This is a genomic window from Mesorhizobium sp. 01N446 (genome assembly GCF_056399285.1).
In genome coordinates, this window is record NZ_JBFTRA010000001.1 from 1,451,443 (window position 1) to 1,464,880 (window position 13,438).

14 protein-coding genes are annotated in these 13,438 nt (G+C 64.7%); 4 read left to right on the forward strand and 10 right to left on the reverse strand.

Annotation, left to right across the window (positions count from 1 at the left end):
• Positions 1-66 precede the first annotated feature (66 nt).
• Positions 67-774: a hypothetical protein gene (locus AC1DPX_RS06970; RefSeq protein WP_477235431.1), complete on the forward strand. Its 708-nt coding sequence runs from the start codon at positions 67-69 to the stop codon at positions 772-774.
• A 55-nt stretch (positions 775-829) separates the two neighbouring features.
• On the opposite strand, the gene rpmE is transcribed toward AC1DPX_RS06970, so the two are convergent.
• Complete coding sequence (gene rpmE / locus AC1DPX_RS06975; protein ID WP_010912060.1) at positions 830-1,051, reverse strand: 50S ribosomal protein L31; 222 nt, start codon at positions 1,049-1,051, stop codon at positions 830-832.
• A gap of 206 nt (positions 1,052-1,257) precedes the next feature.
• Here rpmE and AC1DPX_RS06980 point away from each other — a divergent pair, with 206 nt between their 5' ends.
• Positions 1,258-3,057 (forward strand): ABC transporter transmembrane domain-containing protein, encoded by a 1,800-nt coding sequence (locus AC1DPX_RS06980; RefSeq protein ID WP_202357428.1) that lies wholly within the window; start codon positions 1,258-1,260, stop codon positions 3,055-3,057.
• A 36-nt stretch (positions 3,058-3,093) separates the two neighbouring features.
• Here the strand turns inward: AC1DPX_RS06980 and AC1DPX_RS06985 are convergent, their stop codons facing one another.
• On the reverse strand, positions 3,094-4,581 hold the full coding sequence (locus tag AC1DPX_RS06985) for a carboxypeptidase M32 (protein WP_477235433.1): 1,488 nt from the start codon (positions 4,579-4,581) through the stop codon (positions 3,094-3,096).
• Between the two features lie 244 nt (positions 4,582-4,825).
• On the opposite strand from AC1DPX_RS06985, the gene AC1DPX_RS06990 reads away from it, so the two are divergent.
• Complete coding sequence (locus AC1DPX_RS06990) at positions 4,826-5,179, forward strand: DUF1304 domain-containing protein (RefSeq protein WP_202357430.1); 354 nt, start codon at positions 4,826-4,828, stop codon at positions 5,177-5,179.
• Between the two features lie 109 nt (positions 5,180-5,288).
• On the opposite strand, the gene AC1DPX_RS06995 is transcribed toward AC1DPX_RS06990, so the two are convergent.
• From AC1DPX_RS06995 to AC1DPX_RS07025, 7 genes are all read right to left on the reverse strand, one after another.
• Positions 5,289-5,714, reverse strand: coding sequence for a hypothetical protein (locus tag AC1DPX_RS06995; protein WP_202357431.1), 426 nt, complete (start codon positions 5,712-5,714; stop codon positions 5,289-5,291).
• A gap of 248 nt (positions 5,715-5,962) precedes the next feature.
• The gene (locus AC1DPX_RS07000) at positions 5,963-6,994 is read right to left on the reverse strand and encodes a peptidoglycan -binding protein (RefSeq protein WP_019861763.1); all 1,032 of its coding nucleotides are present in this window, start codon (positions 6,992-6,994) and stop codon (positions 5,963-5,965) included.
• 1 nt (position 6,995) lies between these two features.
• A complete protein-coding gene (locus AC1DPX_RS07005; RefSeq protein WP_202357432.1) occupies positions 6,996-8,021 on the reverse strand; it encodes a MotA/TolQ/ExbB proton channel family protein in 1,026 nt (341 codons plus the stop codon).
• A 104-nt stretch (positions 8,022-8,125) separates the two neighbouring features.
• Entirely contained in the window at positions 8,126-8,812 is a 687-nt protein-coding gene (gene trhA / locus AC1DPX_RS07010) for a PAQR family membrane homeostasis protein TrhA (RefSeq protein WP_477235435.1), read from the reverse strand.
• A 100-nt stretch (positions 8,813-8,912) separates the two neighbouring features.
• Positions 8,913-9,713 carry an inositol monophosphatase family protein gene (locus tag AC1DPX_RS07015; protein ID WP_202357434.1) on the reverse strand — a complete coding sequence of 267 codons (801 nt, stop codon included), beginning with the start codon at positions 9,711-9,713 and terminating at the stop codon, positions 8,913-8,915.
• A gap of 24 nt (positions 9,714-9,737) precedes the next feature.
• Positions 9,738-10,304 carry an elongation factor P gene (gene efp / locus AC1DPX_RS07020; protein WP_115140848.1) on the reverse strand — a complete coding sequence of 189 codons (567 nt, stop codon included), beginning with the start codon at positions 10,302-10,304 and terminating at the stop codon, positions 9,738-9,740.
• A gap of 115 nt (positions 10,305-10,419) precedes the next feature.
• Positions 10,420-11,271 (reverse strand): LysR family transcriptional regulator, encoded by an 852-nt coding sequence (locus AC1DPX_RS07025; protein ID WP_477235437.1) that lies wholly within the window; start codon positions 11,269-11,271, stop codon positions 10,420-10,422.
• A gap of 106 nt (positions 11,272-11,377) precedes the next feature.
• Here AC1DPX_RS07025 and AC1DPX_RS07030 point away from each other — a divergent pair, with 106 nt between their 5' ends.
• The gene (locus tag AC1DPX_RS07030; RefSeq protein ID WP_477235439.1) at positions 11,378-12,394 is read left to right on the forward strand and encodes a zinc-dependent alcohol dehydrogenase family protein; all 1,017 of its coding nucleotides are present in this window, start codon (positions 11,378-11,380) and stop codon (positions 12,392-12,394) included.
• 14 nt (positions 12,395-12,408) lie between these two features.
• On the opposite strand, the gene AC1DPX_RS07035 is transcribed toward AC1DPX_RS07030, so the two are convergent.
• Positions 12,409-13,404, reverse strand: coding sequence for a tetratricopeptide repeat protein (locus tag AC1DPX_RS07035; RefSeq protein WP_477235441.1), 996 nt, complete (start codon positions 13,402-13,404; stop codon positions 12,409-12,411).
• Between the last annotated feature and the right edge of the window lie 34 nt (positions 13,405-13,438).

A 13,438-nucleotide genomic window follows, 5' to 3' on the forward strand; every position in this document is an offset into this window, starting at 1 on the left:
ACGTTCCCGGTCACTCCGACAACGCCACGGTCCAGGTGGGACCGCCACACATGATCGGAGATATCAATGAAATCCGCAATTCTCGCCCTGCTGTCATTTGCCAGCGCAGCGCTTACGTCGCCAGCAAGCGGTGATGCCGGCAAGACACTCGATCTCGCCGGCGTGAACGCCGTCGTCATTTCGGGCGAAGCCAGTTCCGTCAGGCTCACCACTTCGGCCTCGGGCCCCTACGAGGCAACGATCGGCAGCCGCCGCGAAGGCTGGTTCGCGCGCTGGTATTCGAGCTGGTTCGCCAATGACTGCAGCCTTGCCAGCGACATGAAGCTGGAGGCCTCGACATTGCGTATCGACGTTGCCCCTTCCTCCTGGCTCGATCCCTCGGACTGCAGGGTCGAGATCAGCGCCAACATCCAGCCGGAAAGTTCGGTGTCGATCGACCAGGCGGCACTACAGGCCAACATGGCGGGGAGTTTCTCCACCATCGCCATTTCAAGCAAGGCGGCCGATGTTTCGCTGGACGGACATGCCTCGACCGTCGACCTCGAGGGCGAGGCGCTGAGAGCCAATCTCGCCTTTGGCAGCGTCAGGCAGGACGAAAACATCGCCATCACCGGCAAGGCGCTGGATGCCACGCTGTCTTTCGGCCAGGGGGCCGCGATCAGCTATTCAGTCACCGCGACAGCGTCCTTCGTCGACAGCACGCTTCCCAGCACCGCCGGCGCCAAGCCCTCGGTCGTCATCAAGGGCGACTTTGTCAGGGCCATTATTCGCTGAACAAAAAACCCGCCTCGAAGGCGGGTTTTTGATCTGCGGCAATGCCGAAATGGGCTTAGAGGCCGAAACCTTCGAAACGCTTCTTGAACTTCGACAGGCGACCGCCGCGGTCGAGCAGGGTCTGCTGGCCGCCGGTCCAGGCCGGGTGGGTGGTCGGGTCGATATCGAGGTTCATCGTATCGCCTTCCTTGCCCCAGGTCGAACGGGTCGTGTATTCGGTGCCGTCGGTCATGACGACCTTGATGGTGTGATAGTCGGGGTGAATAGCGCTCTTCATGGTTCGGTTCCTGGCTTGCCGGCGCGGCTGACGGGCATGAGCCTGCGTCGATGCGCCTCTTTTTAAAACTCGAAGCCGCAGCTATTGAGGAGCCACGGCTTCTAAAACGGTCGGCGAGCCTATACATCAGGCGGAATTGAATCACAAGGCCGCGGCAAGCGCATATTGCGGCGCATGAAGCCGAAGCGGCTAGAGGACACACCGAGATGGCGCAATCAAGCAGCGCAGACGAGCGTCGACGCTCGCTCAAGCCGCTCAGGCGCCTGTTCCCCTACATCACGCAATATCGCACGCTGGTCGTCGGCGCCCTCATCTCGCTGGCCATCGCGGCGGCAACGACATTGACGCTGCCGCTGGCGGTACGGCGCATGATCGACCATGGTTTCTCGTCGTCCAGCACCACCTTCATCGCCGAATATTTCGCCGCACTGGTGGCGATGGCCGCCGTGCTGGCGGCGGCATCGGCCGGTCGGTACTATTTCGTCATCACGCTCGGCGAGCGCGTCGTCGCTGATATCCGCCGCGATGTCTTTGCCCATGTGACGACGCTGTCGCCATCCTTCTTCGACACCGCCCAGTCGGGCGAGATCGTGTCGCGGCTTGCCGCTGACACCACGCAGGTCAAATCGGCGGTCGGCGCGACCGCCTCGGTGGCGCTGCGCAACGTAATCCTCGGTCTCGGCGCGGTGGGAATGATGGTCGTCACCAGCCCGAAACTGTCCGGCCTTGTCATTGCAGCCATTCCCGTCATCGTGCTGCCGCTGGTCGCGTTCGGCCGCTCGGTGCGGCGCAAGTCAAGGCAGGCGCAGGACACGCTCGCCGAGGCGACAGCCTATGCCAGCGAGCAGATCGGCGCGGTGCGCACGCTGCAGGCCTTCACCAACGAGAAGCTGGTCACGGGGCGGTTTTCGGATGCGGTGGAGGCTGCCTTCGAGGCGGCGCGCGCCTCGATCTTCGCGCGCTCCTTCCTCACCTTCTTCGCCATCTTCACCATCTTCTCGTCGGTCGTGGCGGTGCTCTGGTTCGGCTCGCGCGATGTGCTCGATGGCACGATATCGCCGGGCACGCTCGGCCAGTTCCTGCTCTATTCGGTGTTCGCCGCAGGCGCACTCGGCGCGCTGTCGGAAGTCTGGGGCGAACTTGCGCAAGCGGCCGGCGCGGCCGAGCGGCTGACCGAGATCCTGGCCGAGAAGCCGGCGATCCAGGCGCCGTCCGAGCCGAAGCCGCTGCCGGCGGTCGCCAAGGGCGCCATCGTCTTCGACGACGTTTCCTTCTCCTACCCGGCGCGGCCCGACCGGGCGGCCGTCCACGGCCTGAGTTTCCAGGTCATGCCCGGCGAGACGGTGGCCATTGTCGGCCCCTCAGGCGCCGGCAAGAGCACGGTCTTTTCGCTGATCCTGCGCTTCTACGATCCCGAAACCGGCAAGATCCTGATCGATGGCGTCGACGTGCGCGAAGCCGATCCGGTTTCGGTGCGCGAGCGCATCGCCATCGTGCCGCAGGACGTCACCATCTTCGCGGCGAGCGCGCGCGACAATATAGGCTTCGGCCGGCCGGGTGCCGGCAATGCCGAGATCGAGGCGGCAGCCAAGGATGCGCTGGCCGACGAATTCATCCTCAAGCTCGAACGCGGCTATGACAGCCAGGTCGGCGAGCGCGGCGTGACGCTGTCCGGCGGCCAGCGCCAGCGCGTGGCGATCGCCCGCGCCATCCTGCGCGACGCGCCGATCCTGCTGCTCGACGAAGCCACCTCGGCGCTCGACGCCGAAAGCGAGACGCTGGTGCAGACGGCGCTGGAGCGGCTGATGCAAGGCCGCACCACGATCGTCATCGCTCACCGGCTGGCAACGGTGCTGAAGGCCGACAGGATCCTGGTCATGGACGGCGGCCGCATCGTCGAGGAAGGCACGCATCAGAGCCTGGTGGCCAAGGGCGGCATCTATGCCAGGCTGGCCAAGCTGCAGTTCGAGACCGGCGCCAGTGCCTTCAGGGGCGCGGCGGAGTAGGCAGGCCTTGTCGGCTTTGCGTTCCCACCCGTGGCCTCACGCGGTTCCATACCGTTTGCGCAGATGATCGGTGAAATGCACGGCGTTGAGCTTTTCGCCGGTGGCGCGTTCGAGCAGGTCCGGGGTCGACCAGCGCGAGCCCTGCGACCATATCTTCTTGCGGCGCCAGTCATTGATGGCGGTGAAATTGCCTTTCGCCAGGTCGTCATCGGCGGATGGATGATCGCGCGTCAGCGCGGCCCATTGCTGCGCCGCCATCATCGCGCCCAGCGTGTAGGACGGGAAGTAGCCGAAGGCGGCGCCCGGCCAGTGCACGTCCTGCATTGGTCCGTCGGCCGGATTGTCCGCCGTGGAGAGGCCGAGATAATCGCGCATCTTGGCGTCCCAGGCCTCGGGCAAATCGGCAACCTCCAGCCTGCCCGACACCAGCTCCTGCTCCAGCTCGTAGCGCAGGATGACATGCAGGGGATAGGTCACCTCGTCGGCGTCGACGCGGATCAGGCCGCGCTCGACACGATGCACATGCGGCAGGAGATCGTCGAGCGACCAGGCCTCGCCGAGATGTTTTTCGACCACCGGCAGCGCCCAGCGCCAGAAGGCGGGATTGCGGCCGATCTGCTTTTCGACGAACAGGCTCTGGCTTTCATGCACGGCCATGCCGCGCGCCTTGCCGAGCGGCCAGTGCGACCAGGCCTTCGGCAGGTTCTGTTCATAGAGCGCGTGCCCGGTCTCGTGCAGCACGCCCATCAGCGCCGACAGGAAATCCGATGTCTTGTAACGGGTGGTGATGCGCACGTCGCTGGGCACGCCGCCGCAGAAGGGATGGTGCGACACCGACAGCGAGCCGTGCGTCAGGTCGAAACCAACCGCTGCCATCATGGCAAGGCCGAGTTCGCGCTGCTTGTCGATCGCGTAGGTGCCTGAGAGCGGCTTCAGCGGATGCTTGCGCAGCCGCGCTTCCTGGATCGCCAGCGCTTCCGGCACGAAGCCTTTGAGGAAGGCTTTCAAATCGGCGAAGACGGGGGTGATGTCGGCGGTGCGGTTGCCGGGGTCGAATTGCTCCATCAGCGCGTCATAGGGGGCGAGGCCGAGCACGTCGGAGCGCAGGGCCGCCTCTTCGCGCACCAGCGCCACCACGCCCTCGAGCGCCGGCTGGAAAGCCGCCCAATCGTTCTTGGCACGCAGATCGCGCCACAGCTGCTCGCAACGCATGCGCGCCGTCGTCTGGCGTTCGACGAATTCCACCGGCAGGCAGGTCAGGTTGGTGTATTGCCGCCGCAGCTCGGCGAGCGCCGCGCGCTGGTCGTCGTCGAGCGCCTCGCCTTCAGCGGCGGCGATCCAGTCGGCGATTTCCGGTGCGGTCGCCCTGCTGTGATACATGCCGGCCAGTGCCGCCATCGCCTCGGCACGCTTTTCGCCGCCGCCGACGGCCATGTGGGTGGCTTCGTCGGCGCCGAGGATGGCCAGCGCATGCTCAAGCGCTTCGAGCTTGTGGCCGAGGTCGTCGAGTTTCTGAAAGGACATGGCGGCTTCCGTGATTGAGGACGGCGCGAAAAGACACCAACGCAAAAGCGTTGGCAACCCTCAGAGCAGTTCACCGTTTCACGGAAACGGCAACCTGCTCTGACTCTTTGTTTTGACGCAAATTCCCAAGGGAAAACCGCTTCACACTTTTCCTGGAATTGCTCTGGATACCGCCCGGCAGATGCAGCTTGCGCAGCCGATGCCACACATGAAATGCTGCCGGCAACGCATGAAGGGGGAGCAAATGATCGCCAATATCCTGGTCGCACTGGTGGCCTTGATCCATGTCTACATCGTCTATCTCGAGATGGTGCTGTGGGACACGCCACGCGGGCACAAGACATTCCGCCTGACGCCTGAATTCGCCAACGCCTCGAAGGTGCTCGCCGCCAATCAGGGCCTCTACAACGGATTTCTCGCAGCCGGCCTGATCTGGGGGCTTTACCTCGGCGCCGCCGGTTTCCAGGTCAAGGTCTTCTTCCTGTTGTGCGTGGCGATTGCCGGCCTCTATGGCGCGGCAACCGTCGGTAGCAAGATCCTGTTCATCCAGACCGTGCCGGCGGTGATTGCCCTGATCGCGATCTGGCTTGGCTGGTAGGCAAGTGGGGCTGGTAGGCAGGCCGGCTGGCGAGGAAAAAGGACGCCCGCGGGATTGGGGTCCCGAAGGCGCCAGGTGGTCCCTTCCTCTTGGACCTCGCCGGATGGCCTCAGCCGTTCGGATAGGTTCCGCCGTCGGCGCCGTCACCCATCAGGAAACCGCTGCCAGTGTCGACCCGCAGCCGCTGGTCGACATTGTCGAGACGGCGCAGCAGGTCATGATATTGCGCGGCCGGTATCCTGCCGTGATCGGACGCGGCTATCTTCTCGGCCGCCTGACCGATGCGGGCGGTGCGCATCTCCAGGCGTTCCGCCACCACCGGGGTGATGCTGTTGGCCTGCCTGGCGTCGACTATGCCCTTATGGACGCCCTGAACCTGTTCGATGAGGGCCTCCACGCGCGGGCCGGTCATGTCGGTCGGATCCGTCGCGTCGAGAGCGCCCTTGTGATGGCCCGCGGCATAGGCGCCGGCGAGCGGAGCGGCGATGAGAATTGCGGCAAGCGTTGCCGTCTTGAGAGATGCTGATGTGCGCATGGGGCGCTTCCTCCTGCTGGGAAGGGGGCGGTCGCGCCGCCTCGCCTTCCGACCGTTTGGGTCGTCCAGTTCCGTCGCGTCGCGATGGGAGGCATCGCCGGCGGTCCTCGGCCCTGAACGGCAAGCTAGGAGCGCTCCGGCGGGAAGTGTAATTAAAAAAAGATAATCTTTTCAGGCCTTGCCGGCTCCGGCCTGCGCCCTAGAGTTGAGCCGACGAACAATTTCGCGTGAGATCGCGTGATGAGAAATCAACGTTCGGTGAGCTTCAGTTCAATGCGGCGGTTCTTATTGCGCGCTTCGTCGGTGTCGGCGGGGTCGAGCGGCTGGAACTCGCCGAAGCCGGCGGCGACAAGCCGGTTGGCCGGCACGCCGTTCTCGATCAGGAACTTGACCACCGAGGTCGAACGCGCCGTCGACAATTCCCAATTGTCGCGATAGCGGCCGGTGCCGGAGAGCGGCTTGTTGTCGGTGTGGCCGTCGACGCGCAGCACCCAGTTGATCTCGGGCGGGATTTCCTTCTGCAGCTCGATGATGGCGTCGGCGAGCTTCTTCATCTCGACCTTGCCGGCATCGTTGATCACCTCGGAGCCGGTCGGGAACAGCACTTCCGACTGGAAGACGAAGCGGTCGCCGACGATGCGGATGTTCTCGCGGTCGGCGAGGATCTCGCGCAGACGTCCGAAGAAGTCGGAGCGGTAGCGATTCAGTTCCTGCACGCGCTGCGCCAGGGCGACGTTCAGCCGCCGGCCGAGATCGGCGATCTTGGTGTTGGAATCGCGGTCGCGGGCCTCGGACACATTGAGTGCGTCTTCAAGGGCGCCGATCTGCTTGCGCAGCGCGGCGATCTGCTGGTTGAGGATCTCGACCTGGCTCAGCGCCTGCTGGCTGATCTGGCGCTGGCTGTCGAGTTCGCCCGAAAGTGCCGCGGCGCGCTGGTTGGCCTGGTCGCCGGCGCCGGCGCCTTGCGCCAGCAACTGTTCGAGTCGGCTCTTCTCCGCCTCGGCCGCCGACAGGGACGCCTGCAGGTTGGCGAGCGAATCGTCCTTGTCCTGCGCCGTCGAGCGCTCCAGCGCCAGCAACTGGGTCAGTTCGTTGATCTGCGAGTTGAGACGGGCGAGCACCGTATCCTTGCCGGAAATCTCGCGGCCGAGCAGAAACTGCGCCAGCACGAAGACGGTGAGCAGGAACATGATGGCGAGCAGCAGGGTCGACAGCGCGTCGACAAAGCCCGGCCAGTAGTCGATGCGGCGATCGGTACGCCGGCCCCTGGCAAGCGCCATGTCAGTGCACCCCAGGCTTCTTCAGCGCGTCGGCGATCTTTTCCAGCGTGTTGCGCATCGCCTTCTGCTCATCGGACTGAGCCTCGACCCAGTCGCGCATGATCTGCTGCTCGGAGCGCATGTTCTTGACCAGGCCGGAAATGCCGTCGGCGAGATTGGCCATGGCGGTGGCGACGCGCGGGTTCGAGCCGCCGCCATTCTCCTGCATGCTGCGCAGCCGCTCCGACAACAGACGGATTTCGTCGGATGGTTCGCTCTTGGCCGAATCGGAGACGACAATATCGGAAGAGAGATCGGTGACCGAAGACAGCCAGTTCTCAAGCTCGGTGTAGAAGCGCGTCTGCGCGCGGCCCGCCTGCAGGTCGAGAAAGCCGAGCACGAGCGAGCCGGACAGGCCGAACAGCGAGGACGAGAAGGCGGTACCCATGCCGGCCAGCGGCGCCGACAGGCCCTGTTTCAGGGAATCGAGCACCGCCGCGGCGTCACCCGTGCCGGGGTCGAGCGATTCGATGGTCTCGCGGATCGAGCCGATCGTGTTCAACAGGCCCCAGAAGGTGCCGAGCAGGCCGAGAAACACCAGGAGGCCGACCAGGTAGCGCGAGGTATCGCGGCTCTCGTCGAGGCGCGTGGCGATGGAATCGAGCATGGTGCGCATCGACGAGGTCGAGAAGGCCATGGTCGAGGAGCGGCCGATCATGGCTTTCATCGGCGCCAGCAGCACCGGTTCGGTGGTCTCGGAGCCGGCGCGGAAGGAATTGAGCCAGCGCACCTCGCGAAACAGCCGCCCGACCTGGGCGAAGGCAAGCAGGATGCCGACCGCGAGCACGCCGATGATCAGGCCGTTGAGCCCGGGATTGGTGACGAAAGCCGTCGAGATCTGTCGGGTCAGGATGGCGGCGATGAAGGCGACAATGGCGAGGAAGATGACCATGGTCAGCAGGAACACCTGCGGACTCGACAGCTTGTGCGGATCGTAGATCAGCACGTCGGAGCGCCTGCCCATGCCGAAGGATCTGAGAAAAGCCATCCGTGCCCCGTTTTCGCTGCCGCTGCCGCCGATCACGTCGTTCGCGACTCTAAACGGAATTGTGACCAAATTGAATGGCGCTTGGCAATATTGCCGCAGGCGGATCAGAAACGGTTTATCACCAGGCAATCGACCATGGCCGCCAGATGCAGGCCCGCGCCGGTGACAACGAAGCCGTGCCAGAGTGCGTTGTGGAAGCGCAGACCCTTCCAGGCGAAGAAGATGACGCCGCAGGAATAGACGACGCCCCCGGCGACGATGAGGACGATCGACGTCGTCGGCAGCGTCTCGACGAGCGGCTTGACCAGGACGATGCCGCTCCAGCCGATGGCGAGATAGAAGACGATCGCCAGCCGGTCGAAACGGCCAGGAAAGAAGACCTTGATGGCGATGCCCGCCGCTGCCGCGATCCAGACCAGCACGATCATCCAGCGGGCCAGCGGCGAAGCGTCGAGCTGGGCCAGAAAAGGCGTGTAGGTGCCGGCGATGAGAAGGTAGATCGCGGCGTGATCAAAGCGCCGCAGAACCCATTTGGCCGGGGACGACACCGGCCACAAATTGTAGGCCAGCGACACCGAGAGCACGGTGAGCAGCGAAACGACGTAGAAGGCGGCGGCGATGTACTCGCCGGGGCCGACGCGGAACGCCGCCAGCGCCAGCAGCGTCGAGCCGGCCGCGATCGCCAGCACGATGCCGACAGCATGGACAATGCCGTCGGCGATCATCTCCGCGCGGGAGTAGTGCCAGCGCCCGACAAAGGGGATTTCGAGTTGCGGCGGGATATTGGTCATCTGCGGTCCTGCGTCACCCCATATCTGGGCAACCACCGGACAGTATTTCAAGCTTGCGTTGCGGTTTTGCGACTGCGGCGCATCGGCGCGCCGCGCCGTGTCAGCGCGGTGCAAACGGCGTTTTCACCGTCTTCAGCAAAGCGCGCTGGATGACCTCGTTGCCGGCGACGACCGAGCCATTGTCCAGCATGTCCTGCCCGCCATCCATGTCGGAGACGAAACCGCCGGCTTCGCGGATCAGGAGCAGACCCGCGGCGATATCCCAGGCCGACAGGCCGGTTTCCCAGAAACCGTCCATGCGGCCGGCGGCGACATAGGCGAGATCCAGCGCGGCGGAACCAAGACGGCGCACGCCCGAGACCTCGGCCATGACGTTACGCAGTTCGACGAGGAAATTGCCGTGGTGGCCGCGTCCCAGATGCGGCATGCCGCAGCCGATCACCGTGTCGACCAGCTTGATGCGGCCGGCGACGCGCAGCCGGCGGTCGTTCATGAAAGCGCCGCCACCGCGCTCGGTCGTGTAGAGCTCGTCCATGGCCGGGTTGTAGATGACGCCGGCTACGATCTGGCCCTGGCGCTCCAGCGCGATCGAGACAGCGAAAAGCGGAATGCCGTGCAGGAAATTGGTGGTGCCGTCGAGCGGATCGACGATCCAGCGGTGCTGGCTGTCTTCGCCTTCCACCACGCCGCGCTCTTCCATCAGGAAACCGTAGCCCGGGCGCGCCTTCGACAATTCGGCAAAGATGATGTCCTCGGCCTTGCGGTCGGCCTGGCTGACATAGTCGCCGGGCCCCTTCAACGAGACCTGCAGGTTCTGAACCTCACCGAAGTCGCGCGACAGCGAGCGGCCGGCCTTCATTGCGGCCTGGACCATGACGTTGAGAAGGGCTGAGCGTGCCATAGTGTGTCTTCCTGCTGCTACGCGTCAGTCGGCGCGGCGCACGTAAGTGATTTCGTTGGTGTCGACGATGATGCGTTCGCCGGCGCCGATGAAGGGCGGCACCAGCACGCGAATGCCGTTCTCCAGCACCGCCGGCTTGTAGGAGGATGCCGCCGTCTGGCCCTTCACAACCGGGTCGGCCTCGGTGATGGTCAGGGTGACGTAGTCAGGCAGCGAGATGCCGATCGGCCTCTCCTCATAGAGCTGGACCGTCACCATCATGCCGTCCTGGAGGAACGCTGCGCGGTCGCCGACGAACTCCTTGTTCAGCTCGAGCTGTTCGTAGCTCTGGGTGTCCATGAACACCAGCGCGTCGTCCTGCTCGTAGAGGAAGGAAAAATCCTTCAGGTCAAGGCGGATCTGTTCGACCGTCTCGGCCGAGCGGAACCGCTCGTTGAGCTTGGTGCCGTTGATCAGGTTCTTCAGTTCGACCTGGTTGTAGGCGCCGCCCTTGCCGGGCTTGACGGTGTTGGTCCTGACCGCCACCCACAGGCCGCCATCATGTTCGATGACGTAGCCGGGACGGATTTCGTTGCCATTGATCTTGGCCATGATGATGGGATCCGGAATGAGATTTTCGCCGGGACAAGCGATTTCGGGCTCCCAAGACCACAAATCGCCCGGAGAGGCAAGGGACGCCGGATCGGCCCCGGCCGGTCAGCCGGCATCAAGTCCCGATCTTGATGGCTTCGCCGACGGCTTTCGCAATGGCCTCCACGGCCTTCGCCAGCCGGTTGAGATGTGGCGAGCGCAGCGCCACGACCTGCAATGAAAGGTCGACGCCTTCGAGATCGACAAGCGCGAGGCCGTCGGGAAGCCTGCGCGCCGCGAGCCGCAACGGCATGAGGCCGAGGCCGTGTCCACGGCGTACCCATTCCATCTGCATCGCCGGGTCCTGGATTTCTGCAGCGACGACGAGCGGATGCCGTCCGCCGCCCAAGCTGGAGACGAGCGTCTGACGGGCGTCGCAAGGCTCGGGGCTGAGAACCCAAGGCATCCGAGCGTCCGAGAGATGGGCGCCTGCCTGCGCTATGATGCAGAGACGTTCGCTGCCGAGCGCCTCCGGGCCTTGATGATCGGCAGGTCGCAGAACGATCGCCATGTCGAGTTGACCGCGTTCGAACTGCTCGATGAGTTCCGCGCTCCAGCCGGTCTTGAGCCGCAACGATATTTTTGCAAACGCGGCGGCCGCGCCGGCGATAGCGCCGGCAACGCTTGCATCGGACAAGCCATGCGCCAGGCCGACACGCAGCACGCCCTGCGGCTCGGCGTCGGCGGCGAATTCTTTCAGAGCCTCGACCGAAGCCAGTATGTCCTTTGCGCGCGCCRGCACCTCCAGTCCCGCCGAGGTCAGGCGCGGCGGCTTCTGCCGACGATCGAGAAGCGTTGTCGCGAGCATATCCTCCAGCCGCTGCATCTGCCTTGTGACGGCTGGCTGCGTCAAAGGCAGGCGGCGGGCCACATTCTGGATCGAGCCTTCCTCGGCGAACAGGACAAGCGTGCGCAGTTCCTCCAGCATGATTTGATCCTCCAAATGCATAATCATTCTGACTATTATGAATTTGAAATCAGAATGCCGGCAAGCGATTTTCCTTTCGACGGATTTCTCAAAGGAAGGAAAGACAATGCAGGCGATCGAATTGCAGGCTCCCGGCGGCATCGACAATCTCAGGTCGGTCGAGCGGCCGATGCCGGAACCGGGCCGCCAGGAGATGATCATCAAGGTCAAGGCAACGGCGCTCAATTACCGCGACGTCGAGATCGCCCGTGGCAGCTACCACACCGCTTTTTCGCTGCCGCTGATACCGCTTTCGGACGGTGTAGGCGAAGTTGTCGCGGTCGGCGCCGAAGTGACCCGTTTCAAAGTTGGTGACCGCGTCTGCGGCACGTTCTGGCAGCGCTGGGTCGGCGGCGGCTTCGCCATGGCCGAGCCCTCCTATCAGCGTGGCGGCCCCATCGATGGCCTGCTCAGCGAATTCGCGCGGCTGGACGAACAGGCGGCCGTGCTCGCACCGCCGCATCTGAGCGATATCGAAGCGGCGACATTGCCTTGCGCGGGGGTCACGGCCTGGCATGCGCTGTTCACCGAAGGCCAGTTGAAGCCGGGCGAGACGGTGCTCAGCCTGGGCACTGGCGGCGTCTCGCTGTTTGCGGTGCAGTTCGCCGCGGCGGCCGGCGCGCATGTCATCGTCACGTCGAGCAGCGACGACAAGCTCGCGCGGGCAAAGGCGCTTGGCGCGCATCACGGCATCAACTATCGCGACAATCCCGATTGGTGGTCAGCCGTGCTGGCGCTGACCGACGGCCGCGGCGCCGACCACATTATCGAGGTCGGCGGGCCGCAAAGCTTCGCCCAGTCGCTGAAGGCTTCGGCACGTGGCGCCCAGATCAACGTCATCGGCTATCTCGGCGGCAGCGAAGGGTCGATCAACCCCCTCGACATCTTCCGCCGCCAGGTCAGGGCGCGCGGCATACCGGTGGGCTCACGCGAATCCTTCGAGGCGATGAACCGGGGCCTGACAGTCAACCGGATAGGACCCGTGATCGAGAAGGTATTTGCCTGGAAGGACGCGGCTGCAGCCTTCCGGCACCTCGAACACGGTTCGCCCTTCGGCAAGGTCGTCCTCGATCATATGCAGTAGTCGAGCGGCCGCCGTCAGGGCAGGCGGTTTGCCTTCTGCAGGGCCTGTTTGGTCTGGTCGTCGCTCAGCCCTTGCAGGAAATCGTCCATGTCGGGGTCGATGAGGCCGGCACGGCGGGCAACGATGTACCAGGCGCCGGCCAGCACCAGGTCCGGATCGGTGCCGATGCCTTGCATATAGAGCTTTGCCAGGCGGTTCTGCGCGGCGACGTTGCCGCCCTCGGCTGCCTGCTTCGTCCAGCCGAAAGCCGATTTCAGGTCGCGGGCGCCGCCGCGGCCTTCGATCATCCAGGCAGCGAGATCGATCTGCGCGGTGTCGTAGTTCTGCCGCGCGGCCTGGGCCAGGAAGCGTCTTGCCTGCGCATCGTCGTGCGGCTTGCCGCCGACGCCATTGGCATAGATCTGGGACATGGCGTATTGCGCGTCGGCGAGGCCGGTCGCGGCGGCGCGCTCATAATAGGAGACCGCCCTGGCCAGGCCCGCGTCGCCGGGATCCTGCTGGACCAGCATCTGCGCGAAATTGAATTGCGCCAGCTGGTTGCCGGCTTCGGCGGCGGCCTGCATCAGCGCGTAGGCCGCCTTGGTGTCCTTCTTGACGTAACGGCCGTCGAGCAGCATCAGCGCGTACTGGAACTGCGCTTCAGGCACACCTTGTTCGGCGGCAAGTGCATACCATTTCGAGGCTTCTGCCGCATTCAACGGCACGCCGAGCCCGCGCGACAGAATCTCGGCCACCAATGTCTGCGCCGCCGGGTCGCCGTTCTGGGCACGGGTCAGCGCCAGATTATAGGCCGTCTTGTAGAGCCCGCGCTGGAAGGCGCCATAGGCCGCGTCCGCCGGCTTGGCGCCGAAGCGGTCGGGATTGATGTTGTCCGCCGAGGGCAGCGGTGCGGGCTGCGCCGTGGTGGCGGGCTGCGGCAGCTGCTTTTCGATCGGCTTGTCGGTGTGCACGCCGGTTTCAGGCTTGGGCTGCGGCAAAGGTACGGTTTCGGCGGCGGCGGCCTGGATCATGACCGCTGCAAGCAAGGCCTGAAGGGGTAGCCTT